Below are 23165 nucleotides of genomic sequence, written 5' to 3'. Positions count from 1 at the left end.
CCTTTGTCTGGCGGGAGCGACGGTCCGCAGGTGACGCGGGCCCGAGCCCGGACTTTTGGGTCTTTCGTCCGTTCTTTTCCGCTCTTTTCCGCGCACGAAAAGGCCCCCGCCGCTTGCGCGGCGGGGGCCTTCGGGGCCGTCAGGCTCAGATCTTGCCGGCCTGGTACTTGACCTCGGGGAGGAGCTTGTTGTCCGGACCGTAGGTGTAGACACCGATGGTGGCCTCGGCCGGGTCACCGGCGTCGTTGAAGGAGATCGGGCCCGAGAGCCCCTCGTAGTCGATGTCCTTCTTGGCCTTGATCAGGTCGAGGCACTTCTTGTAGCCCGTGCACTTCTCGCCGCCCTTGGAGACGGTGGTCAGGTGCTTGGCGATCTCGCCCGGGTTGTCGCTGCCGGCCTCCTCGGCCGCCAGGGCCGAGAGGATGGTGGCGTCGTAGGACTCGACCGCGTAGTTGAAGTCCTTCAGGTCCTTGTTGACGCCCAGCAGGCGCTGCTTGAAGTCGGCCTTGGTCTCGGCGCCGGGCTGGGTGCCCTTGAAGCCGGTCAGGGTGCCGGGCTGGAAGTCCTTCGAGTAGTCGGCGATGTTGCCGTCGACGAAGTACCACTTCTTGTTCTTCAGGCCCTGCTCGAGCAGCTTCGGGACGATCTTCTTGGTCTCGTCGAAGCCGATGATCGCGATCGCGTCCGGGTTGGCCTGCTTGATCTGGCCGACCTCACCGCTGAAGTCCGCGGCCTTCGGGTCGTAGGTCACCGACGCGACGACCTTGCCGCCGCCGCTCTCGATCTCCTTCTTGGCGTTCTCGGCGAGGCCGGTGCCGTAGGAGTCGTTGAGGACCAGCATGCCGGTGGTGGCGTTGCCGTCCTGGACGATCAGGTCGCCGAGCACGCGGCCCTGGAGGGTGTCCGGGGGCGCGGTGCGGAAGTAGAGGCCGTGGTCGTTGTACGCGGTGAACGCCGTCGAGGTGTTCGCCGGCGAGATCTCCACAACCCCGGCGCCCGTGATCTTGTCGATGACGGACAGCGAGACGGAGGACGAGGCCGCGCCGATGATGACGTCGGTCTTGTCCGTGAGCAGCTTGTTCACCGACTGGGTGGCGATGTCCGTGGAGGTGTCGCCCGAGTCCATGTGCTGGATCTGCACCGGCTTGCCAAGGACGCCGCCGTTGTCGTTGATCTCCTTGATCGCCACGTCGACGCCGGCGAACTCCGGCGGGCCGAGGAAGGCCAGCGAGCCGGTCTGCGGCAGGATGGTGCCGATCTTGAGCACACCGTCGCCGGCCGCCGCGGCGCCGCCGCTGGTGGCAGCCGCCGAGGGGCTGTCGGCCTTGTTATCGCCGCAGGCACTGAGCGCCAGGCAGGCGGCGCTCAGCACGGCGACCGAGCGCCATCCGAGATTGGGGCGGATCATCACCTGTCTCCTTTTTAACAGCGCGGTAGGCGTGGTTGCGCCTAGATGCCAAGACGCTGATGAACGCACAACCTAATGACACTGCCTGCGCGGCACTAGGCCTTCGGCCCAACACGCCCAAGGAAGTTGCGCAGTCGTAATCTTCCTGTTCGCAACCGCAACGCGAATCGCTTTGTCCGAAGTTTTCGCGGCGGGCTTCCCGGCAAGTGCCGCCGGTGGGGCGAATCGGACAATACGCGTGAAACGCCGTGAGGGGCTCCGCGGTTTTTGTCATACCCCCGGACTAGGCTCGCTGGCGTGACGGGTTCGACTGACTCCAAGCTGTTGCTGCTCGACGGGCACTCGCTCGCCTACCGGGCGTACCACGCCCTGCCGAAGGAGAACTTCTCTACGGTGACGGGCCAGACGACAAACGCCGTCTTCGGCTTCACGTCGATGCTGATCAACATGCTGCGCGACGAGCAGCCCACGCACATCGCGGTGGCCTTCGACGTCTCGCGCAAGACGTTCCGCCTGGAGCAGTACGCGGAGTACAAGGCCAACCGCGCCGCGACCCAGCCCGAGTTCGCCGGCCAGGTGCCCCTCATCAAGGAGATCCTCAACGCGCTGCGGATCCCGTTCGTGGAGAAGGACGGCTTCGAGGCCGACGACGTCATCGCCACGCTCGCCCGGCAGGCCACCGAGCTCGGCCTGCCGACCTCGATCATCACCGGCGACCGCGACGCGTTCCAGCTGGTCACCGACGTCGTCACGGTGCTGTATCTCAAGCGCGGCGTCACCGAGATGGACCGCATGACCCCGGCCAAGGTCGAGGAGAAGTACGGGATCCCGCCGTCGCGGTACCGCGACAAGGCCGCGCTCGTCGGCGAGGACAGCGACAACCTCTCCGGCGTCCCCGGGGTCGGCGACAAGACCGCGGCCAAGTGGATCGTGCAGTTCGGCGGGCTCGATCAGATCATCGCCCGCGTCGACGAGATCAAGGGCAAGGCCGGCGAGAACGTGCGCGCCCACATCCCCGAGATCATCCGCAACTACGGGCTCAACGAGCTCCGCAGCGACCTCGAGCTGCCGATCGGCCCGGAAGACGTGAAGTGGCGGGGCTGGGACCGCGAGGCCGTGCACCAGATCTTCGACTCGCTGGAGTTCCGGGTGCTGCGGGAGCGGCTCTACCAGTACCTCGACGCGGTCGAGCCCGAGGCCGAGTCCGGCTTCGACCTGTCCGGCGAGGTGCTGCACGGCGGCGTCGGCGCCTGGCTCGACCAGCACGCCCCGGCCGGCACGCGCACCGGCGTGGCGGTCGCCGGGAAGTTCGGCCGCGGCACCGGCACCCTCACCGGCATCGCGCTCGCCGTCGCCGGCGGCCCCGCGGCCTGGTTCGACCCGGCCGCCCTCGACCCGGCCGACGACGCCGCGGTGGGGGCCTGGCTCGCCGCCGCCGACCGGCCCAAGGTCCTGCACGACGTGAAGCCGGCCCGCCTGGCCCTGCTGGCCCGCGGCTGGACGGAGCTGGCCGGGGTGGTCAGCGACACCGCCCTGGAGGCCTACCTGGCCCGGCCCGACCAGCGCTCCTACGACCTCAACGACCTCGCCCTGCGCTATCTCAAGCGCGAGCTGCGCGTCGACGCCCCCGCGAACGGCAACGGGCAGCTGACCCTCGACGGGCTCGGCGACGACACCGGCGAGGCCGAGGAAAACCTCATGCTCAGGGCCCGGGCCACCCTCGACCTCGCCGAGGCGATCGGCGAGGAGCTGCACCGCGACGGCGACTCGTCGGCCCGCCTGCTGGCCGAGGTGGAGCTGCCGCTCGTCTACGTGCTCGCCGAGATGGAGCGGACCGGGATCGCGGCCGACACCGAATACCTCGGCGAGCTCGAGTCGCAGTTCGCCGGCGGGGTGAAGGGCGCCGCCCAGGCCGCCTACGGGGTGATCGGGCGCGAGTTCAACCTCGGCTCGCCCAAGCAGCTGCAGGAGATCCTCTTCAACGAGCTCGCGCTGCCCAAGACCAAGAAGATCAAGACGGGCTACACCACCGACGCCGACGCCCTCCAGGGCCTGTTCGCCCAGACCCAGCACCCGCTCCTGGAGCACCTGCTGCGCCACCGCGACGTCGCCAAGCTCAAGACCACCGTCGACGGCCTGCTCAAGTCGATCAGCGACGACGGGCGCATCCACACGACGTACTACCAGACCGTCGCCGCCACCGGCCGCCTCTCCAGCACCGACCCCAACCTGCAGAACATCCCGATCCGCACCGAGGAGGGCCGGCGCATCCGCCGCGCCTTCATCGTGGGCGAGGGCTTCGAGACGCTGCTGACCGCCGACTACAGCCAGATCGAGATGCGCATCATGGCGCACCTGTCCAAGGACGAGGCGCTCATCGAGGCCTTCAACTCCGGCTTCGACTTCCATGCCGCGACCGCGTCCTCGGTCTTCTCGGTGCCCGTCAACGAGGTCGTGCCCGACCAACGCCGCAAGATCAAGGCGATGAACTACGGCCTCGCCTACGGCCTGTCCTCCTACGGCCTCGGCACGCAGCTCGGCATCACCCCGGCCGAGGCGACGGTGCTCATGGAGGAGTACTTCGCCACCTTCGGCGGCGTGCGCGACTACCTGCGCTCGATCGTCGCCCAGGCCCGCCGCGACGGCTACACCGAGACCGTCCTGGGCCGCCGCCGCTACCTGCCCGACCTCAACAGCGACAACCGCCAGCGCCGCGAGATGGCCGAGCGCATGGCCCTCAACGCCCCGATCCAGGGCTCCGCCGCGGACATCATCAAGGTCGCCATGCTGCGCGTCGACACCGCCCTGCGCGACTCGGCCCTGCGCTCGAGAATGCTCCTGCAGGTCCACGACGAGCTGGTGTTCGAGGTGGCAACGGGCGAGCGCGAGCCCCTGGAAATCCTGGTCCGCGACGCCATGGGCGGCGCCTACCCCCTGGACGTCCCCCTGGGCGTCTCGGTGGGCATCGGCTCCGACTGGAACGCCGCCGACCACTGAGCCAACCCCCGTCAAGGCCCGCAGCGTCACCGTCCCCGACGCTGCGGCCGTAGGCCCGCCCGGACTCCGAGGCTCAGGCCTTGCCAACGCCCGTCTCGGCGAACCGAGCTCACGCCCCTTCAAGTCCTTCGGCGCCTGCCCCAACTCTCGGCTGGAACGTGCCCGGCGAGGAACCGAGCTCACGCCCCGTCGAGTCCTTTGGCGCTTGCCCCAACTCTCGGCTGCAACCCGTTCGCCAGTTCGGCGCCGGTGCCCGGCGCCGAACCGAGCTCAGGCCCCTTCAAGTTCCGCAGCGTCACCCGCTCGACGCGGCGGCCTTTGGCTCCGCCCGGACGTCATGGCTCGACTCTTCTGCCAGCGCTCGCCTTGGAGCCGCTGGTGCCCTGGGCCGACTTGCCTTACGGGTCCGAGTGGTTCACCGATAAGTCGGGCGCTCCGCGCCGCGACTTATCGGATTTTTCGCCTGACGCTCGTTAAGTCCGACATGCCGGAGCCTCGCGTGCCTGGCCTATCGCGTTCTGCCAGTTTGTGCGAGTTCGTGGCGGGGGGCGTTGGCTGGGCGCGGGTGTCCGAAAAGTCGGGCGCTCCGCGCCGCGACTTTTCGGATATTTCATGATTTCGTGGGCTTCGTGGCTACGAAGATGGCCGTGCCCGGGAAGATTCGTCCGCGCATGGGGCTCCACTGGCCCCACTCCTTGTCGTGCTCGGACGGCCATTCCGGTTCGATCAGGTCGTTCAGCACGAAGCCCGCGGCCACCAGTTCGCGGATTCGGTCGCCCAGGGTGCGGTGCTGCTCGACGTACGTGGGGACGTGCTGCTCGTCCTCCTCGACGTACGCGCGGCGGTCGAAGTAGGAGTGCACCGCCACCAGGCCGCCCTCGCCCGGGTCGTCGAGGAAGACCCAGCGCATGGGGTGGGTGATCGAGAAGGCCCAGCGGCCGCCGGGGCGCAGGACGCGGTACACCTCGCGCATCACGCGGGAAGAATCCGCCACGAAAGGGATGGCGCCGAACGCCGTGCAGACGATGTCGAATACGCCCTCGGCGAACGGCAGGGCGCTCGCGTCGGCCTGCAGGAGCGGGACCGGTACGCCCGATCGGGTGGCTCCGTTCTGGGCGTGGCGGAGCATGCCGGCGGAGAGGTCGGACGCCACGACCTCGGCGCCCTGGGTCTTCAGCCAGCGCGAGCAGGACGCGGCGCCGCAGCCGATCTCGAGGACCCGACGGCCCCTGACCTCGCCGAGCAGGTGGGCGTCGGCCTCGCGCAGGCCCTCCGGGCACCACACGAAGTCGGCATCGCCCAGGAAGGAACCGTGTTCCTCCTGGTAGGCGTCGGCGTCGCCGTCCCACCAGCGCCGGCTCGCCCGGCGGCTCTCGGCGGGGCTCACGGCGCGTCGTGTGACGCCTGCGTCAGGTGACGATTCCATGGGGAGCAACGGTAGGCCCGCGAAAGTCGGCAGATCGGGTCTGGGGGAGGGTTGGACCATGTGGTATTGCGCAGGGTAGGCTGATCGGTGCACTCGTGGGTTTGTGGCGCCTCGGCATGGAGCAGGCTCACGGTCGCCGAACACATACCTGGGCTTCCAATGCACTGATCCTGCACTGCGACAGGCGGGTTGTGCCCGACGACGGGTCCGCGGGAGCGCGCAGAGTCACCAGGCCAATCCACCGACCGGAGCAACAGCCCACATGACGAGCAGCATCGAGGCCACCTCGAGCGCCAGCAGCAACAGGGTCACCATCGACGACCTCGGTTCCGAGGAGGCGTTCCTCGCCGCGATCGATGAGACCATCAAGTACTTCAATGACGGCGACATCGTCGAAGGCACCGTCGTCAAGGTCGATCGGGACGAGGTCCTGCTCGACATCGGCTACAAGACCGAGGGTGTCATCCCCTCGCGCGAGCTGTCGATCAAGCACGATGTCGACCCTGCTGAGGTCGTGTCGGTTGGTGACCACATCGAGGCCCTGGTTCTCCAGAAGGAGGACAAGGAAGGCCGTCTGATCCTGTCGAAGAAGCGCGCGCAGTACGAGCGCGCTTGGGGCACGATCGAGAAGATCAAGGAGGACGACGGCGTCGTCCGCGGCTCCGTCATCGAGGTCGTCAAGGGTGGTCTCATCCTCGACATCGGCCTGCGTGGCTTCCTGCCGGCCTCCCTGGTCGAGATGCGCCGGGTGCGCGACCTCCAGCCGTACGTCGGCCGGGAGCTCGAGGCCAAGATCATCGAGCTGGACAAGAACCGCAACAACGTGGTGCTGTCCCGCCGGGCCTACCTCGAGCAGACCCAGTCCGAGGTCCGGACCGAGTTCCTGCACAAGCTGCAGAAGGGCCAGGTCCGCAAGGGCGTTGTGTCCTCGATCGTCAACTTCGGTGCGTTCGTCGACCTCGGTGGTGTCGACGGCCTGGTTCACGTCTCCGAGCTGTCCTGGAAGCACATCGATCACCCGTCCGAGGTGGTTGAGGTCGGCCAGGAGGTCGAGGTCGAGGTCCTCGACGTCGACCTGGACCGTGAGCGCGTCTCCCTGTCGCTGAAGGCGACCCAGGAGGACCCGTGGCGTCAGTTCGCCCGGACCCACGCGATCCAGCAGATCGTGCCCGGTAAGGTCACGAAGCTCGTCCCGTTCGGTGCGTTCGTCCGTGTCGACGACGGCATCGAGGGCCTGGTGCACATCTCCGAGCTGGCCGAGCGCCACGTGGAGATCCCGGAGCAGGTCGTCCAGGTGGGCTCGGACGTCATGGTCAAGGTCATCGACATCGACCTTGAGCGTCGCCGGATCTCGCTGTCGCTCAAGCAGGCCAACGAGGGCTTCGTCGAGGGCGAGGAGCACTTCGACCCGACCCTCTACGGCATGTCGGCGACCTACGACGAGCAGGGCAACTACATCTACCCGGAGGGCTTCGACCCGGAGACCGCCGAGTGGATGTCCGGCTTCGAGAAGCAGCGCGAGGCGTGGGAGCAGCAGTACGCCGAGGCGCGTCAGCGCTGGGAGGCCCACACCAAGCAGGTCCAGACGGCGCGTCAGGCCGATGCGACCGCCGAGCCCGCCGCGGCAGCCCCGCAGAGCGGCTCGGTCTCGTCGTCGACCCCGACCGCGACCCGCGCGCCGGAGGAGCCCTCGGGCACCCTGGCCACGGACGAGGCCCTGGCCGCCCTGCGCGAGAAGCTTGCCGGCGGCAAGAGCTGACCCGCAGCAAGCCCTAGCAACGCGAGAAAGCCCCGGTACCCGCAAGGGACCGGGGCTTTCCCGTGCCCGCACCCACCAAAACCCACCCCGGGGACGAACGCCGGATGAGCGCAGTTGTCGGACTCGATTTGCGCTCGGCAGCCGGCCGGATGCGGCTCCACCACACTCGGGGGATGCGACGGGTGAACGCGGGGGCCTGCGCCGCTGGGCCGCGCGGCGACCGGACGCGGCGGGCCTGCGCCCGCCGGAACGTGTATGGCGACGGGCGGGGGAAGGGCCTGCACCCGCTGGAACGCGTGCGGCGACCGGGGTGCGGGGGAGGGACAGCACCCGCCGGGCGCGCGTGGTGGGTAGTGCGCGGGCCCCGGCGGGTGGCGGTCGGTGTTACTTCACGCCGGCTACGTCCATGGCTCGGAGTTCCTTCTTCAGTTCGGAGACCTCGTCGCGCAGGCGGGCGGCCAGCTCGAACTGCAGTTCGCGTGCCGCGCCCAGCATCTGGTCGTTCAGGTCCTGGATGAGGGTGGCGAGCTCGGCACGGGCCATGCCCGCGCGGGCCGGGATCGCCGGGCCGCCGGACGCGGCGCCCTTGGTGCCGCCGCCCTTCTGGCGGGCGCGGGTGTTCTCCGGGGACTTGCCGCGGCTCATCTGGCGGCCGCCGCCGATGACGACCGCGCCGCCCGGGCCGTGGCCGGACACGACGCCGGCGGTGTCCTCGGACTCGCGGTAGATGTCGTCGAGGATGTCGCCGAGCTTCTTGCGCAGCGGCTGCGGGTCGATGCCGTTGGCCTTGTTGTACGCCTGCTGCTTGTCCCGCCGCCGGTTGGTCTCGTCGATCGCCTGGGCCATCGACGGGGTCATCTTGTCGGCGTACATGTGTACCTGCCCGGACACGTTGCGCGCCGCGCGGCCGATGGTCTGGATGAGGCTCGTGCCCGAGCGCAGGAAGCCCTCCTTGTCGGCGTCGAGGATCGCGACCAGGCTCACCTCCGGCAGGTCGAGGCCCTCACGGAGCAGGTTGATGCCGACCAGCACGTCGAACTCGCCCCGGCGCAGCTCCCGCAGCAGCTCGACCCGGCGCAGCGTGTCGACCTCGGAGTGCAGGTAGCGCACCCGAATGCCGTGCTCGAGCAGGTAGTCGGTCAGGTCCTCGGCCATCTTCTTCGTCAGCGTCGTGACCAGCACCCGCTCGTCGCGCTCGGTGCGCAGCTTGATCTCGTGCATGAGGTCGTCGATCTGGCCCTTGGTCGGCTTGAGCACCACCTCGGGGTCGATCAGGCCGGTCGGGCGGATCACCTGCTCGACGACGTCGCCCTGGACCTTGCCGAGTTCCCACGGCCCCGGGGTCGCCGACAGGTACACGGCCTGCCCCACCCGCTCCTCGAACTCGTCGAAGCGCAGCGGCCGGTTGTCCTGGGCGCTGGGCAGCCGGAACCCGTGCTCCACCAGGGTTCGCTTGCGGGAGGCGTCGCCCTCGTACATGCCGCCGATCTGCGGCACCGTCGCGTGCGACTCGTCGATGACGGTGAGGAAGTCGTCGGGGAAGTAGTCGAGCAGGCAGTGCGGCGGGCTGCCGGCCTCGCGCCCGTCGATGTGACGGGAGTAGTTCTCGATGCCGTTGCAGAACCCGACCTGGCGCATCATCTCGACGTCATATGTCGTGCGCATCCGCAGCCGCTGCGCCTCCAGCAGCTTGCCCTCGCGGTCGAGCTCGGCCAGGCGCTCCTCCAGCTCGATCTCGATCGCGGCGATCGCCCGCTCCATGCGCTCCGGCCCGGCCGCGTAGTGCGTTGCCGGGAAGATCATCAGCGCGTCGGTCTGGCGGATCTCGTCGCCGGTCAGGGGGTGCAGGTAGGACAGCCGCTCGATCTCGTCGCCGAAGAACTCGATGCGGATCGCGAGCTCCTCGTAGGCCGGGATGATCTCCAGGGTGTCACCCCGGACCCGGAACGTGCCACGGTTGAACGCCATGTCGTTGCGCGTGTACTGAATGTCGACCAGCCGTCGCAGCAGCTTGTCCCGGTCGACCTCCTCGCCGACGCTGACCTTGGCCGCGCGGTCCAGGTACTCCTCCGGCGTGCCGAGCCCGTAGATCGCCGACACCGTCGCCACCACGATCACGTCGCGCCTGGTCAGCAGGCTCATCGTGGCCGAGTGCCGCAGCCGCTCCACCTCCTCGTTGACCGAGGAGTCCTTCTCGATGTAGGTGTCGGTCTGCGGGATGTAGGCCTCGGGCTGGTAGTAGTCGTAGTAGCTGACGAAGTATTCGACCGCGTTGTTGGGCATCAGATCGCGGAACTCCTTGGCCAGCTGCGCGGCCAGGGTCTTGTTGTGGGCGAGCACCAGCGTCGGCCGCTGCAGCCGCTCCACCAGCCAGGCCGTGGTCGCGCTCTTGCCGGTGCCGGTCGCGCCGAGCAGCACCGAGTGCCGGTCACCGGCCCGCACACGCTTCGCGAGGGCCTCAATCGCCGCCGGCTGGTCGCCGGAGGGTACGTACTCGCTGACCACCTCGAAACGGCGGTCCAAGCGTGGGATGTCGAGCGCCATGTCCCCAACCGTACGCGGGGGGTATGACACTTTCCGGGTCCTCGCGCTCGGTGGCCGATCGTATTCAACCTGGCGATTGTGTGGGGAACATCACCGGACTACGGTAGATGCCGTAGGCCGCTCGCGGCGGCCGACCGGAGAGCCGGCCCGCCCATCACGCAGGCCCTCCCGGCGCACGGTTGCAGCCCCGGCCCGTCACGGTCGGCGAGCGCACCGAGCGAGATCGCGCGAATCGCGCGACCGGCCGCCGCGAGCGCCTAACCACGGCTCGAACGCCCAAACGGGCTAAGCCGCCAGAATCTGCTCCCACGCCGCGGCCACCTGACGATCGAGCTCCTCCGGCGTGCCGTCGTTGGTGATGGCGATGTCCGCGACAGCACGGCGCTGCTCGTCGGTCGCCTGAGCCGAGATCCGCGCCATGGCGTCGTCGCGCGACATGCCCCGGATACGCATCAACCGGTCGAGCCGGGTGTCCAGCGTCGCGAACACGATCAGGATCAACGAGTACAACCCGGAAAGGCCCTTCTCCACGAGCAGTGGGACGTCCTGGACGACGATCGAGTCGGGTGGCGCCGCCGCGACCAGCTCGGCCGACCGCGCCCGCACCAGCGGATGCGTGATCTCCTCCAGCCGTCGCCGCGCCTCGGCGTCCGCGAAGATGATCCGGCCCAGCGCCGGCCGGTCGAGCGCCCCCGAGCCGTCCAGCACCCCGGGCCCGAACGCCTCCGCGACCCGGGCGAGCCCCTCGGTCCCCGGCGCCACGACCTCGCGTGCCAGCCGGTCGGAGTCGATGATCACGGCGCCGAGCGCCGCGAGCCGGGAGGCCACCGCGCTCTTGCCGGCCCCGATTCCGCCCGTGAGCCCCACCATCTTCATGCCGCAATCACACCTGACGGTGAATCGCGACGGGCCGCCGGGGTCAGGACGGCGTGGTTTGCACGGAATGCTCGGTTTGTCAAGATACCTTCCGACTCAAGGGAAGATCACGGGGGTAAATCGTGACAGTGGGGCGACACAGCCTGGGCCAGCCGGGCCTGGCGCACCGCGATTGGGCAGGCTTCATGCCGCAGGGTGGCGGTACCGCTCCCGTCGGTCGCCGGCCCGCGTGCCGCGCACGCCACCGCCGCATCAACGCGCGCCGGCGCGGGTCCTCCGACGGCTGGGCGTTCCTGGTCGCCGCCGCGGTGCTGGGAATGCTGGCCGTGAGCGGCTGGTATACGGCCAGCGGGGCCAACGCGGTCGCGCAGGTGCCGGCCCGCTAGACGACCCGTTCCGCCGTGGCGCGCGCCGTGGGCGGTCAGCGATACTCTGCCGGGCAACCGCACATCTGCCAGGACCAGAAGGACACGCTGCATGGAGCCGGAGAACGGCCAGGACCAGGTCAACGGGTCGCCACCACCGCCGAAGCCGAAGAGCCGGCGCGGCTGGATGTCGGACTCGCCGCTGGACGGCGGCTCGGGCTGGCCCACGTCGGCGTACTCGATCGTGCCCCGCCAGCCGACGCCGGCCCGAGAGGAGCCCAGGCCCGCTCCGGAACCGATGCCGGAGCTGGCGCGGGAGCCGGGGCCGTCGCCCGAGCCGGAGAGGCCCGCGCGCAAGGGCCGGATCGGCGTGCTCATCATCGGCATCGTCGTGCTCGTCATCGCGGCCGTCGGCGGGGTGCTGGCCACGCGCGAGAAGAGCTCGGGCAATGACGAGCGTACGGACGCCGCGACCGCGACGGCCACGGAGACCACGGCCCCGGCCCTTCCGGTCGTCGTCGAAACCGTGAGCGCGACCCCGAGCGACGCCACCCGGAGCGGCGACACCGGCGCTGCCCCGAGCGCGGGGGCCAGCGCGGCGAACAGCGCACCGGCCAGTGCACCGGCCGGCACGCCGGCCGCGGTGCCCAGCAGCGGCATCCTGCGCACCGGCACGGCCCAGTTCGTGGTGCTGGCCGGCCAGCCCGACGACGCGTACGACTTCGACAGCGCCACCAAGCAGGCGGCCGGCGCCGACGCCACCGCGGGCGCGATCGGCATCACGGCCGCCAACGGCGCGACGTTCGCGGTGCTGCTCACCGACGACACCCCGTCGCTGGCCGTCTGCTCCGCGGTGCCCGCCGACCGCTGGGTCGGCCAGGTCGTGATCGGCAGCCTCGTACCGGGGGCGCGGGTGTGCATGCGCACCAGCGAGAACCGTTACGCCTGGTTCATGACCCGGGCGGGCGAGCTCGTCACCGGTGCGCTCTACACCTCGAACCTGGACTTCGTCGTGTACAAGAAGAGCGGGGACTAGACCGCCACGTCGTTGAAGTGCTCCACGCGGGGGGCTCCGTCGAAGTACGGCCCGATGAGCCCCCGCCACTGCCCGAACCGGTCCGTCGCCCGGAAGTTGTCCAGGTGCGCGTCGACCGAGTCCCACTCCACGAGCAGGACGAACCGCGACGCGCTCTCGATGCCGCGGGTCATACGCACCGAGCGGCACCCCGGGGTCGTGGCGAGTACCTCGTGGGCCTTGCGGTACGCGGCGGCGAACTCGTCCTCGCGGCCTTCGAGCACGTCGATCAGTGCGACTTCCAGAACCATCCAGCTAGGGTAGACCGTGCTCGACTGGCTGACCTCCGCGGCGTTCCACGCCTTCGGCGCCCCGACCACGTGGGCTGAGCTGCTCGGATTCGCCAGCGGACTGCTGTGTGTCTATCTCGTCGTGCGCCAGCACATCGCGAACTGGCCGGTCGGGATCGCCAACAACCTCCTCTTCATCGTCGCCTTCTGGCACGTCGGGCTCTTCGGCGACGCCTGGCTCCAGGTCGTCTACGTTGCGCTCGGCGCCTACGGATGGTGGTGCTGGAGCACCGGCCGGCTGCAGCAGAAGGTGCGCACCACGACCAGGGTCGAGTGGTGGTGGCTCGCGATCGCGGGCGTGTTCCTGACCGTGGCGCTGTGGTGGTACCTCGACCGCTTCACCGAATCCACGGTCCCCGCGCCCGACGCGATCACGACCGCGGTGTCGCTACTGGCGACCTACGGCCAGACCCGCCGCCTGCTGGAGAGCTGGTGGCTGTGGATCTCCGTCGACGTCGTCTACATCCCCCTCTACGGCTACAAGGACCTGTGGCTCACGGCGCTGCTGTACCTGGTGTTCCTCACGCTGTGCGTCTTCGGCCTGCGGGCCTGGCGGGCCGAGCTGCGCACCGCGCCGCTGGGGAGTCCGGCGTGGTCCACGGACTAGTCATCGGCAAGTTCTACCCGCCCCACGCCGGCCACCATCACCTCATCGACGCCGCCGCGCGCGCCTGCGACGAGGTGACCGTGGTGGTCGCACCGTCCACAGTGGAGTCGATTCCGCTCGAGGACCGGGTCGCGTGGCTGCGTGAGGTGCACGCCCGCTCGCCCCACGTCCGGTTCGTCGGGATCTACGACGACACCCCGATCGACTACGGATCCGAGGCGGCCTGGGACGCCCACACCGCCACGTTCCGCACGGCGGTCGGCGCCCGGCGGGTCGACCGGGTCTTCTCCTCGGAGGCGTACGGCGAGGAGCTGGCCCGCCGCTTCGGCGCCGTCCACGTGCCGGTCGACCCGGCCCGGGGCGCCGTGCCCGTCTCCGGCACCGCCGTGCGCGCCGACCCCGTCGCGCACTGGGGCATGCTGGCGCCGCCGGTGCGCGCCTGGTTCGTCAGGCGCGTGGTCGTCGTCGGCGCGGAGTCGACGGGCACGACCACCCTGACCCGGGCCCTGGCCGCGCATCTTCGCCTGCGCGGAGGGGTTTTCGCCGGTACCTGCTGGGTCGAGGAGTACGGACGCACGCTGACCTCCTTGAAAATGGCCGGCCTGGCGCCGGGTCAGACCATGGAGGACCTCGTGTGGACGCGCGAGGACTTCGTCGCCGTCGCCCGCGAACAGAACGCCGCGGAGGACGCCGCCGCCCGATCCGGTGGGCCCATTCTGCTCTGCGACACCGACAGTTTTGCCACCTCGGTCTGGGAGGAGCGCTATTTGGGCAACGCATCGTCAGCCGTCCGTGACGCTGCGCGACGACCCGCGCTCTACCTGCTGACGAGCGACGAGGGTGTGCCGTTCGAGGACGACGGCATGCGCGACGGCGAGCACCTGCGCGCCTGGATGACGGGCCGGTTCCGCGACGAGCTCGGCGCTTGCGGCGTCCCGTGGATCGAGCTGACCGGGTCGTACCGCGACCGCCTCACCCGGGCCGTCAAGGCGATCGACGATCTGTTTGCGGCGGGCTGGAATCTGGCATCGCCGCTGCTCCCGGCCGACGCGAACAGAATTGTCGGGGGGTCCTGCTAAGTTCCCGGCCATGACGATCGGCAGCAACGTCACCACCTTCGCGGGCCTCCCGGTCCGGCGGTTCGAGGTCGGGCCGCGAGGCCGGCGGGACAGTCCCCGCCGCGGCGAGAAGGCCGCATGGCGCATCGGCGTCGGCTACGACGACGGTCCGCAGGATTTCGCCGACACGCTCGACGCGCTGCTGGACAGCGTCGGCGCGCACAACATCACCGCGCTGGTGATCGGGGCGTGGGGCGAGCCGCACGACTCCGGCCCGCCGCTGAACCTGCTCACCGCCGCCCGCGACCGGCTGACCGAGCTGCGCGCCCTCTTCGTCGGCGAGATGACCTACGAGGAGTGCGAGATCTCCTGGATCAACCAGGGGGAGTACGCGCCGCTGCTGGGCGCCTTCCCGGCCCTGGAGGTGCTGCACATCCGCGGCGCCGACGGGCTGGGGCTCGCCCCGGTGCGCCATCGCCGGCTGCGGGAGCTGTGCGTGGAGAGCGGTGGGCTGCCGGCCTCGTTCATCCGCGGCTTCACCGACTCCTCGTTCCCGGCGCTCGCCGACCTGGAGCTGTGGCTGGGCACCCGGGAATACGGCGGCGACGCGGTCGTCGACGACCTCGCGCCGATCATGACCGGCACCGAGCTGCCGGCGCTGAAGCGGCTGGCCCTACGCAACGCGGAGATCGCCGACGACGTCGCGACCGCCCTGGCCGCCGCGCCCGTGGTGGCCCGCCTGGAGAGCCTCGACCTGTCGATGGGCGCGCTGTCCGACGCCGGGGCCGAGGCGCTGCTGCTCGGCCAGCCGCTGACCCACCTGCGCTCGCTCGACCTGTCGCACCACTTCATGTCGCCGGAGCTGGCCGCCCGCTTCGCCGAGGAGTTGCCCGGGGTCCGCGTCGACGTCTCCGACGAGCAGGACATCGACGAAGGCGGCTTCCGATACGTCTCGGTCGCGGAATGATCACCGTCGTCGGCATACCGGGGCACCGGCGGGTGGAGCTGTTCCGCGCCGCCGCCGTCGCCGCCGGGCACCCGGAGCCCGCGGTCGTCGGCTGGCGCGACGTGTGCGCCGGCGACTTCGCCCTGGCGCCCGGCTCGCTGGTGCGGCTGGAGTCGCCGGGGGAGGACGCCGAGGTCGACCGGCTGCTGCGCGGCGCCGACCGCCCCGCCGAGCACGGCGAGATCGTCGGCCTCGCCGCCTGGTACGCGGGGTTCCTGGCCGCCGCCCGCAAGGTCGAGCGCGCCGCCACCGGCCCGCTCACCACGCCCGTGGACGAGCTCGCCGTGATGTTCGACAAGCGCCGCTGCCACGCCCTGCTCCGCGAGCGCGGCGTGCCCGTCCCGCCGGGGTTCGCGGCCCGCGGTTACGAGGACGTCCGCGCGGCCGGCTGGCCGCGGGTCTTCGTGAAGCCGGCCCACGGCAGCTCCGCGTCGGGCGTCGTCGCGCTGGCCTTCAACGGCGACCGGGTCAGCGCGCACACCTCCGCCGCCCTCGACGGCGACAAGATCTACAACGAGCTGCGCGTGCACCACTACACCGACGAGCGCACGGTCGCCGCGATCGTCGACCGGCTCGGCGCCGACGGCCTGCACGTCGAGCGCTGGTTCCCGAAGGCGGCCCACGGCGGCAAGGTGTTCGACCTGCGGGTGGTGGTCATCGCGGGGCGGGCGAGCCACGTCGTCGCCCGCACCAGCGCGACCCCGCTCACCAACCTGCACCTGGGCAACGCCCGCGGCGACCTGGCCGCGATCCGGGCCGCGGCGGGGGAGGAGCGCTGGGCGGCCGCGATGGACACCTGCGAGCGGGCCGCCGCCTGTTTCCCCGGCAGCCTGCACGCCGGCGTCGACCTCATGTTCGCGCCCGGGTTCGCCGAGCACGCCGTGGCCGAGGTCAACGCGTTCGGCGACCTGCTGCCCGGCCTGCTCGTCGACGGCCGCGACACGTACGCCGCCGAGGTCGCGGCCCTCCCGAGACATGCGGTGCCGGCATGAGATCGCTGCTGGGCACCCACGACCTGCTCCTCGTCACGCTCGACACGCTGCGCCACGACGTCGCCGCGGACCTGCTCGCCGCGGGTCGCACCCCCAACCTGGCCAAGGTCCTGCCGGGCGGGGCGTGGGAGCGGCGGCACACCCCGGCCTCGTTCACCTACGCGGCCCACCACGCGTTCTTCGGCGGCTTCCTGCCCACGCCGGTGACGCCCGGCCCGCACGAGCGCCCGTTCGCGGCCCGGTTCCCCGGCAGCACCACCGTCGGCGCCGACACCTGGGAGTTCGACGCGCCGGACGTCGTCACGGGGCTGCGCGCCGAGGGGTACCACACCGTCTGCCTCGGCGGCGTCGGGTTCTTCGCGATGACCTCGCCGCAGGGCAGCGTCCTGCCGGGCCTGTTCGACGAGGCGCACTGGACGCGCGAGTTCGGCGTCACCAACCCGGCCTGCTTCGAGGCCCAGCTCGAGACCCTGGCCACGGTACTGCCGCCGGAGCGGCCGTTGTTCACCTTCGTCAACGTTGCCGCGCTGCACCAGCCCAACCGGCACTACCTGCCCGGCGCCGCGGAGGACTCGCTCGCCTCGCACGGGGCGGCGCTGGAGTACGTCGACCGGCACCTGCCCGAGCTGCTGCGCCTGGTCACCTCGCGGGGCCGCCCGTGCCACGTGATTATGTGCAGCGACCACGGCACCGCCTACGGCGAGGACGGGCACACCGGGCACCGCGTCGCGCACGAGGTCGTCTGGACCGTGCCCTACGCGCAGTTCACGCTGGAGGCGGGCGCATGGTGAACCTCGGCTCGCCGTACCAGGGCTATCTGTACGCGTACCCGCACAAGACCGCCTACCGCCCCCTCGACCCGCGGCCCCGCCTGGCCGACGTGTGGGCCGGCGAGGACACAGCGAAGCTGTTCCTCTACGTGCACGTGCCCTACTGCGAGATGCGCTGCGGCTTCTGCAACCTCTTCACCCGCGCCAACCCGCCGCACGAGCAGGTCACCGCCTACCTCGCCCAGCTCGGGAGGCAGGCGGCGAGGGTCGCGGCGGCGATCCCCGGCGCCCGGTTCGCGCGGGCGGCGATCGGCGGCGGCACCCCGACCTACCTCACCGCCCCCGAGCTCGCCGAGCTGTTCGACCTGCTCCAGCGGACCACCGGGCTCGAGCGCGGGCCGCTCTCGGTCGAGACGTCTCCGGCCACCGCCACCCCCGACCGGCTCGCGGTGCTCAACGAGCGCGGCGCGAGCCGGATCAGCATCGGCGTGCAGAGCTTCCTCGACGCCGAGGCCCACGCCGCCGGCCGGCCGCAGCACCGGGCCGAGGTCGACCGCGCCCTGGACGCGATCCGGGCGGCGGGCCCGGCCGCGCTCAACATCGACCTGATCTACGGCATCCCGGGGCAGAACCGGGCCACCTGGGACGAGTCCCTGAGCGCGGCGCTGCGGTGGAGACCCGAGGAGTTGTACCTGTACCCGCTCTACGTCCGCCCGATGACCGGACTCGGCCGCCGGGCCACGCCCGGAGACCCGGACTGGGACGCCCAGCGCCTGGAGCTCTACCGCCACGCCGCCGAGCGGTTGCGCACCGAGGGCTATGAGCAGCTCTCGATGCGCCAGTTCCGCCGGCCCGGCAACCACGAGGCCGTGGACGAGTACTCCTGCCAGGACGACGGCATGGTCGGCCTCGGCTGCGGCGCCCGCTCGTACACCACCGACCTGCACTACTCGTTCGACTACGCGGTCGGCGTCCGGCACGTGCGCGGCATCCTCGCCGACTACCTCGCCCGCCCCGCGGCGGACTTCGACGTCGCCGAGGTCGGGTTCGCCCTCGACGCGGCCGAGCAGCGGCGCCGCTGGCTGCTCAAGTCGCTGCTGCGGGCCGAGGGCGCGGACCCGGCGGCGTACGCCGCGCGGTTCGGCGCCGGGCTCGACGACGACTTCCCGGCCCTGGCCCGGCTCCGGGACGCCGGCTACGCCGAGGGCCACCGCCTCACCGCCGACGGCCTGGCGCACTCCGACGCCATCGGGCCGTGGCTGGTCTCGGAAGGCGTCCGAAAAGCCATGGCCGGGCACGTGACGCGATGAAGATCCTGTACCGCGGCCCGCTCGCCAGCTGCAACTACGACTGCCCGTACTGCCCGTTCGCGAAGCGCCGCGACCCGCCCGAGCTGTTACGTGAAGACCGGGCCGCGCTGGAGCGGTTCACCGGTTGGGTCCGCGGCGCCGACGAGCCGGTGGAGGTGCTGTTCACGCCCTGGGGCGAGGGGCTGACCCGCAGCTGGTACCGCCGCGCCCTGATCGAGCTGTCCCACCTGCCGCACGTCGGGCGCGTCGCGATCCAGACGAACCTGTCCGCCCGGCTCGGCTGGGTGCAGGACGCGGACCCCGCGAAGCTGGCGCTGTGGTGCACGTACCACCCAGGCCAGACGACCCAGGAGCGGTTCCTGGCCGCGAGCGCCACCCTCGGCCGCCACGGCATCCGGCACTCCGTCGGCATCGTCGGCCTGCCCGAGCACCTCGAGCCCGCCGTCGAGCTGCGGCGAAGGCTCGACCCGGAGGTGTACCTGTGGGTGAACGCCGCCGACGGCCACCGTTACGGCCCGGAGGAGGAGGCGGCGTGGACGGCGATCGACCCGCTGTTCGGCTACAGCGTCCGGCCGCACCTGTCGCTCGGCCGGTCGTGCCGCACCGGCGACGAGGTCGTCTCGGTGCTCGGCGACGGCACCGTGCGCCGCTGCCACTTCGTGCCCGAGACGCTGGGCAACCTCTACGACGGCTCGTGGACGGCCCGGCGCGGCGAGCGGCCCTGCCCCAACGCGACCTGCGACTGCCACATCGGGTACGTGCACCTGCGGACGCTCCCGCTGTACGACGTCTTCGCGGGCGGCGTACTGGAGCGCATCCCAAACGAGCGCATCCCTAGCGCGGGTTGCGGCCGATGAACGCGAGCAGCTTCGTCTGCGGGTCGGCGTCCGCGGGCACCTCGACCTTCGGGCCGTACTGGCCGCTGGAGCGCAGCAGCTCGTCCAGCGGCAGCATCCCCTCGAGCATCGCCGCGCACCGGTCCGGGTCGAGGCGCTCGTCCTGCCCGGTCGCGCGGGCCAGGTCCCAGCTGTGCAGGAACACGTCGGAGGTGTAGAAGGTCGCGATGGCGTCCGGCACCGGCATCTGGCCGGTGTGCCGGTTGGTGAACGGCACGTCCGCCGAGGCGGGGTCGTCGAGCAGCGCCTGGACCCCGGCCGCGTGTGCCTGCCACGCGCCGGCGGGGTCGTCGTCGACGGACGGGCCGGCGGGCAGCGTCACCCCGGCCCCGGACTCGAGGAACGAGGGGAGCCACTCGACCAGGTGACGTACGACATCCCGGGCCGTCCATCCGTCGACCGGCGCGGGCGCGGACCAGTCGGTGGTGCCCTGCACGAGCGCGGTGAAGTGGGCGGCGGTCTCGCGGTGGTCCTGCGCGGCGGTGGTCATCGAGGCCTCCTGGAGAGCAGCAGCCATACTGGTCGGCATGGGTAACTTGATCGCGTTCGCGTCGCGGCGGCTGGTGGAGGACGCGTCGCTGACCCCCGGATACGTGTACCACGATCCGGAGGACGCCACGCTGCCACCTGGCCCCGAAGGACGCCGGGCCAGCGGCTGGAACCTCCTCGTCGGCGACGAGACCGACGAGCAGCTGGCCGACGCGGGTGAGCTCCTCATGCCCGAGCTGGACTGGCTGCTGGAGCGCTACCCGGCGTTCGGCAAGATCGTCGCCGAGGGCTCGGAGGGCCGCCAGTTCGAGTGGGACGCCGACGCCGGCCAGTACACCGACGTCGGCCCCTCGATCCCGGAGGACTGACCCCTCAGTAGTTCCCGGCGCGGCTGGCCACCATCAGGGCGCGGACGTTCTGCACGTACTGCGGGTTGGGGTAGACCCCGCCCGCGTAGTCGACGCCGCCGGTGCCCCAGTTGTAGGCGGAGATGACCGCGTTGAGCAGCTTGGTGTCGGTCATGTCGTACGTGCCGAGCTTGGGCCCGTAATACGCGATGAGCCAGGCGAGGTAGTTCGCCCCGAGCATCACGTTCTGGTCGGGTTTGGTGCGATCCCAGCTCGTGCCGAACCGCGTGTTGACGAACGTCTGCGTGCCTGGCATGACCTGCATCACTCCGAGGCCCCCGTCACAGGCCGTGATGTCGGTCTGCCAGCCGCTCTCCTGCTCGGCCACGGCGTACAGCAGCCGCTGCGGCACCAGGATCGGCTCGTAGTCCGGGTCCGTCGCGGTGCCCCAGAAATGCTTTGTCGAAGCCGTGTCGAGGTACCCCTTGACCTGGGCCTTCGGCAGTTGGTTAGTCCCGCGCACGGGCGCGCACGTGCTGTGCGGCGGGGCCGGCGGCGTGGCCGTCTCGGTGACCTTCGGCGACGGCTTCTTGGTCGGCTTCCTGGTCGGCGTCGCGGCCTTCGACGTCGGTGCGGCCGTGGTCGTCTCGACGACGGCGACGGGCACCTCGCTGGTCGGCGGCGGCACCGAGGCCGGCGCGATCGGCACGGACCCGTCGTGCTGGCGCTCCTGCGCGGCCGGCTTGGCCCCGCCCACGCCCTTGACCAGGGTCGCTCCGATCACCCCGCAGCCGATCAGCACCACGGCCACCGCGACCGAGAGCAGGATCGCCCCGAGATTTCGCTTCCGCTTCCGTGGCTCCTCGTAAGCCTCGAACTCCGCAGTGTCATCATCCATTGACAGCTGTTCTCCTCCCCCGTGCCCGTCAGGTTAGCCGCAACTAGTAGACGCGCGGGACCCCCGGTTTCCATGACAGGGCGCCTGGAACAATGGAGGGCATGCAGACCCGTTCAGACCTCCGCAACGTGGCCATCGTCGCCCATGTCGACCACGGCAAGACCACACTCGTCGACGCGATGTTGCGGCAGTCCGGCGCGTTCCACGCCCGCGCCGAGCTCACCGACCGGGTCATGGACTCGATGGATCTCGAGCGCGAGAAGGGCATCACCATTCTCGCCAAGAACACCGCGGTGCGCTACGTCCCCCAGGACGGCGGCGGCCCGGTCACGATCAACATCATCGACACGCCGGGCCACGCCGACTTCGGCGGCGAGGTCGAGCGCGGCCTGACCATGGTCGACGGCGTGGTGCTGCTGGTCGACGCGAGCGAGGGCCCGCTGCCGCAGACCCGGTTCGTGCTGCGCAAGGCCCTCAAGGCCCGCCTGCCGATCATCCTGGTGATCAACAAGGTCGACCGCCCCGACGCGCGGATCAAGGAGGTCGTCGACGAGACCTACGAGCTCTTCCTCGACCTCGACGCCGACGAGGAGCAGATCGACTTCCCGATCGTCTACGCCTGCGCCCGCGACGGCATCGCCTCGCTGACCCAGCCCAAGGACGGCACGGTCCCCGAGGACAGCGACAACCTCCAGCCGCTGTTCGCCACCCTGCTCGGCACCATCCCGGCGCCCTCCTACCACGAGGGCGCCCCGCTGCAGGCGCACGTGACGAACCTCGACGCCTCGCCGTTCCTGGGCCGGCTCGCGCTGTGCCGCGTGCACGAGGGCACGATCCGCAAGGGCCAGACGGTCACCTGGTGCCGCGACGGCGGGGCCCAGCAGAACGTGCGCATCTCCGAGCTGCTGATGACCGACGGCCTGGAGCGCAAGCCCGCCGAGGAGGCCGGCCCGGGCGACATCATCGCCGTTGCCGGCATCGCCGAGATCATGATCGGCGACACGCTCGCCGACGCGGAGAACCCGATCGCGCTGCCGCGCATCACCGTGGACGAGCCGGCGATCTCGATGACCATCGGCACCAACCAGTCGCCGCTGGCCGGCAAGGTCAAGGGCACCAAGGTCACCGCCCGCCTGGTCAAGGACCGCCTCGAGCGCGAGATGGTCGGCAACGTGTCGCTGCGCATCCTGCCGACCGAGCGCCCGGACGCGTGGGAGGTCCAGGGCCGCGGCGAGCTGGCGCTGGCGATCCTGGTGGAGCAGATGCGGCGCGAGGGCTACGAGCTCACCGTGGGCAAGCCGCAGGTGGTGACGCGGGAGATCGACGGCAAGATCCACGAGCCGACCGAGCGGCTCACGATCGACGCGCCGGAGGAGTACCTCGGCGCGATCACCCAGCTGCTGGCGACGCGCAAGGGCCGCATGGAGCAGATGGTCAACCACGGCACCGGCTGGATCCGCATGGAGTGGCTGGTCCCGGCCCGCGGCCTGATCGGCTTCCGGACCGAGTTCCTCACCGACACCCGCGGCACCGGCATCCTGCACCACGTCTTCGAGTCGTACGAGCCGTGGTACGGCGAACTGCGCACCCGCGCGACCGGCTCGCTGGTCGCCGACCGCGCGGGCGTGGCGACGCCGTTCGCGATGATGAACCTGCAGGAGCGCGGCTCGATGTTCGTCGAGCCGACCACCGAGGTGTACGAGGGCATGATCGTCGGCGAGAACTCCCGCGCCGACGACATGGACGTCAACATCACCAAGGAGAAGAAGCTCACGAACATGCGCTCGTCGGCCGCGGACGAGACGGAGAAGCTGATCCCGCCGCGCAAGCTCTCACTGGAGCAGGCGCTGGAGTTCTGCCGCGAGGACGAGTGCGTGGAGATCACGCCGTCGGCGATCCGTATCCGCAAGGTCATGCTCGACCAGAAGGACCGCGAGCGGTCGGCCCGCAAGCGGGCCCACGCGTAAAGAAGAACGCCCGAAGGGCGAAATTCCATGGCTCGGGCCCGCGTCACCTGCGGGCCGTTGCTCCCGCCAGAAATCCCGGCGTCCG

At 70.7% G+C, this 23165-nt stretch carries 19 protein-coding genes and 1 pseudogene; 13 read left to right on the top strand and 7 right to left on the bottom strand.

The annotated features are described in order from the left end of the window. Positions 1–145: 145 nt before the first annotated feature. Positions 146–1408 carry an ABC transporter substrate-binding protein gene (locus AB0B76_RS17695; protein WP_360375828.1) on the bottom strand — a complete coding sequence of 421 codons (1263 nt, stop codon included), beginning with the start codon at positions 1406–1408 and terminating at the stop codon, positions 146–148. Between the two features lie 297 nt (positions 1409–1705). Here AB0B76_RS17695 and polA point away from each other — a divergent pair, with 297 nt between their 5' ends. Then, positions 1706–4405: a DNA polymerase I gene (polA, locus tag AB0B76_RS17690; protein WP_360375826.1), complete on the top strand. Its 2700-nt coding sequence runs from the start codon at positions 1706–1708 to the stop codon at positions 4403–4405. Between the two features lie 610 nt (positions 4406–5015). Here polA and AB0B76_RS17685 read toward each other — a convergent pair. Next, positions 5016–5831 (bottom strand): class I SAM-dependent methyltransferase, encoded by an 816-nt coding sequence (locus AB0B76_RS17685; RefSeq protein WP_360375824.1) that lies wholly within the window; start codon positions 5829–5831, stop codon positions 5016–5018. Positions 5832–6093: 262 nt separating this feature from the next. On the opposite strand from AB0B76_RS17685, the gene rpsA reads away from it, so the two are divergent. Continuing rightward, the gene (gene rpsA / locus AB0B76_RS17680; protein ID WP_360375822.1) at positions 6094–7590 is read left to right on the top strand and encodes a 30S ribosomal protein S1; all 1497 of its coding nucleotides are present in this window, start codon (positions 6094–6096) and stop codon (positions 7588–7590) included. A 384-nt stretch (positions 7591–7974) separates the two neighbouring features. Here rpsA and uvrB read toward each other — a convergent pair whose 3' ends face one another. Both uvrB and coaE read right to left on the bottom strand, forming a co-directional pair. After that, on the bottom strand, positions 7975–10134 hold the full coding sequence (gene uvrB / locus AB0B76_RS17675) for an excinuclease ABC subunit UvrB (protein WP_360375820.1): 2160 nt from the start codon (positions 10132–10134) through the stop codon (positions 7975–7977). 306 nt (positions 10135–10440) lie between these two features. Beyond that, positions 10441–11010: pseudogene (coaE, locus tag AB0B76_RS17670) on the bottom strand (dephospho-CoA kinase); the annotation flags it as partial. 185 nt (positions 11011–11195) lie between these two features. Here coaE and AB0B76_RS17665 point away from each other — a divergent pair. After that, on the top strand, positions 11196–11396 hold the full coding sequence (locus tag AB0B76_RS17665; protein WP_360375818.1) for a hypothetical protein: 201 nt from the start codon (positions 11196–11198) through the stop codon (positions 11394–11396). A gap of 91 nt (positions 11397–11487) precedes the next feature. After that, positions 11488–12411 (top strand): hypothetical protein, encoded by a 924-nt coding sequence (locus AB0B76_RS17660; RefSeq protein WP_360375816.1) that lies wholly within the window; start codon positions 11488–11490, stop codon positions 12409–12411. Here AB0B76_RS17660 and AB0B76_RS17655 read toward each other — a convergent pair. Next, the gene (locus tag AB0B76_RS17655) at positions 12408–12701 is read right to left on the bottom strand and encodes an antibiotic biosynthesis monooxygenase family protein (RefSeq protein WP_360375814.1); all 294 of its coding nucleotides are present in this window, start codon (positions 12699–12701) and stop codon (positions 12408–12410) included. The genes AB0B76_RS17660 and AB0B76_RS17655 overlap by 4 nt on opposite strands. Positions 12702–12717: 16 nt before the next feature. Here AB0B76_RS17655 and pnuC point away from each other — a divergent pair, with 16 nt between their 5' ends. The 7 genes from pnuC to AB0B76_RS17620 are packed head-to-tail and all read left to right on the top strand — an operon-like array spanning position 12718 to position 19340. After that, a complete protein-coding gene (gene pnuC, locus AB0B76_RS17650) occupies positions 12718–13347 on the top strand; it encodes a nicotinamide riboside transporter PnuC (protein WP_360375812.1) in 630 nt (209 codons plus the stop codon). Next, the gene (locus AB0B76_RS17645; RefSeq protein ID WP_360375810.1) at positions 13332–14426 is read left to right on the top strand and encodes an AAA family ATPase; all 1095 of its coding nucleotides are present in this window, start codon (positions 13332–13334) and stop codon (positions 14424–14426) included. Before pnuC ends, AB0B76_RS17645 begins: the two co-directional genes overlap by 16 nt. A gap of 10 nt (positions 14427–14436) precedes the next feature. Further along, positions 14437–15372: an STM4015 family protein gene (locus tag AB0B76_RS17640; protein WP_360375808.1), complete on the top strand. Its 936-nt coding sequence runs from the start codon at positions 14437–14439 to the stop codon at positions 15370–15372. Further along, positions 15369–16403 (top strand): STM4014 family protein, encoded by a 1035-nt coding sequence (locus tag AB0B76_RS17635; RefSeq protein WP_360375806.1) that lies wholly within the window; start codon positions 15369–15371, stop codon positions 16401–16403. The genes AB0B76_RS17640 and AB0B76_RS17635 overlap by 4 nt, the downstream gene beginning before the upstream one ends. After that, positions 16400–17194: an STM4013/SEN3800 family hydrolase gene (locus AB0B76_RS17630; RefSeq protein WP_360375804.1), complete on the top strand. Its 795-nt coding sequence runs from the start codon at positions 16400–16402 to the stop codon at positions 17192–17194. Before AB0B76_RS17635 ends, AB0B76_RS17630 begins: the two co-directional genes overlap by 4 nt. After that, positions 17188–18483, top strand: a complete 1296-nt coding sequence (locus AB0B76_RS17625; RefSeq protein WP_360375802.1) for an STM4012 family radical SAM protein — start codon at positions 17188–17190, stop codon at positions 18481–18483. Before AB0B76_RS17630 ends, AB0B76_RS17625 begins: the two co-directional genes overlap by 7 nt. Beyond that, positions 18480–19340 (top strand): STM4011 family radical SAM protein, encoded by an 861-nt coding sequence (locus AB0B76_RS17620; protein WP_360375800.1) that lies wholly within the window; start codon positions 18480–18482, stop codon positions 19338–19340. The genes AB0B76_RS17625 and AB0B76_RS17620 overlap by 4 nt, the downstream gene beginning before the upstream one ends. Here the strand turns inward: AB0B76_RS17620 and AB0B76_RS17615 are convergent. After that, on the bottom strand, positions 19318–19869 hold the full coding sequence (locus AB0B76_RS17615; RefSeq protein WP_360375798.1) for a TIGR03086 family metal-binding protein: 552 nt from the start codon (positions 19867–19869) through the stop codon (positions 19318–19320). The genes AB0B76_RS17620 and AB0B76_RS17615 overlap by 23 nt on opposite strands. 37 nt (positions 19870–19906) lie before the next feature. Here AB0B76_RS17615 and AB0B76_RS17610 point away from each other — a divergent pair, with 37 nt between their 5' ends. Further along, complete coding sequence (locus AB0B76_RS17610; RefSeq protein ID WP_360375796.1) at positions 19907–20236, top strand: hypothetical protein; 330 nt, start codon at positions 19907–19909, stop codon at positions 20234–20236. 4 nt (positions 20237–20240) lie between these two features. Here AB0B76_RS17610 and AB0B76_RS17605 read toward each other — a convergent pair whose 3' ends face one another. Next, positions 20241–21113, bottom strand: a complete 873-nt coding sequence (locus AB0B76_RS17605) for a transglycosylase SLT domain-containing protein (RefSeq protein WP_360375794.1) — start codon at positions 21111–21113, stop codon at positions 20241–20243. Between the two features lie 101 nt (positions 21114–21214). On the opposite strand from AB0B76_RS17605, the gene typA reads away from it, so the two are divergent. Then, positions 21215–23080 carry a translational GTPase TypA gene (gene typA, locus AB0B76_RS17600; protein WP_360375792.1) on the top strand — a complete coding sequence of 622 codons (1866 nt, stop codon included), beginning with the start codon at positions 21215–21217 and terminating at the stop codon, positions 23078–23080. The last annotated feature ends 85 nt before the right edge of the window (positions 23081–23165 follow it).

The organism is Dactylosporangium sp. NPDC049140, assembly GCF_040648435.1.
This window is presented reverse-complemented; position numbering and strand designations above follow the sequence as displayed.

Bases quoted from the DNA above. Each gene is read 5' to 3' on its own strand.
- AB0B76_RS17695 (WP_360375828.1), bottom strand. From the start codon at position 1,408: ATGATCCGCCCCAATCTCGGATGGCGCTCGGTCGCCGTGCTGAGCGCC.
- AB0B76_RS17685 (WP_360375824.1), bottom strand. From the start codon at position 5,831: ATGGAATCGTCACCTGACGCAGGCGTCACACGACGCGCCGTGAGCCCC.
- rpsA (WP_360375822.1), top strand. From the start codon at position 6,094: ATGACGAGCAGCATCGAGGCCACCTCGAGCGCCAGCAGCAACAGGGTC.
- uvrB (WP_360375820.1), bottom strand. From the start codon at position 10,134: ATGGCGCTCGACATCCCACGCTTGGACCGCCGTTTCGAGGTGGTCAGC.
- AB0B76_RS17665 (WP_360375818.1), top strand. From the start codon at position 11,196: ATGCCGCAGGGTGGCGGTACCGCTCCCGTCGGTCGCCGGCCCGCGTGC.
- AB0B76_RS17660 (WP_360375816.1), top strand. From the start codon at position 11,488: ATGGAGCCGGAGAACGGCCAGGACCAGGTCAACGGGTCGCCACCACCG.
- AB0B76_RS17655 (WP_360375814.1), bottom strand. From the start codon at position 12,701: ATGGTTCTGGAAGTCGCACTGATCGACGTGCTCGAAGGCCGCGAGGAC.
- AB0B76_RS17640 (WP_360375808.1), top strand. From the start codon at position 14,437: ATGACGATCGGCAGCAACGTCACCACCTTCGCGGGCCTCCCGGTCCGG.
- AB0B76_RS17635 (WP_360375806.1), top strand. From the start codon at position 15,369: ATGATCACCGTCGTCGGCATACCGGGGCACCGGCGGGTGGAGCTGTTC.
- AB0B76_RS17630 (WP_360375804.1), top strand. From the start codon at position 16,400: ATGAGATCGCTGCTGGGCACCCACGACCTGCTCCTCGTCACGCTCGAC.
- AB0B76_RS17625 (WP_360375802.1), top strand. From the start codon at position 17,188: ATGGTGAACCTCGGCTCGCCGTACCAGGGCTATCTGTACGCGTACCCG.
- AB0B76_RS17620 (WP_360375800.1), top strand. From the start codon at position 18,480: ATGAAGATCCTGTACCGCGGCCCGCTCGCCAGCTGCAACTACGACTGC.
- AB0B76_RS17615 (WP_360375798.1), bottom strand. From the start codon at position 19,869: ATGACCACCGCCGCGCAGGACCACCGCGAGACCGCCGCCCACTTCACC.
- AB0B76_RS17610 (WP_360375796.1), top strand. From the start codon at position 19,907: ATGGGTAACTTGATCGCGTTCGCGTCGCGGCGGCTGGTGGAGGACGCG.
- AB0B76_RS17605 (WP_360375794.1), bottom strand. From the start codon at position 21,113: ATGGATGATGACACTGCGGAGTTCGAGGCTTACGAGGAGCCACGGAAG.
- typA (WP_360375792.1), top strand. From the start codon at position 21,215: ATGCAGACCCGTTCAGACCTCCGCAACGTGGCCATCGTCGCCCATGTC.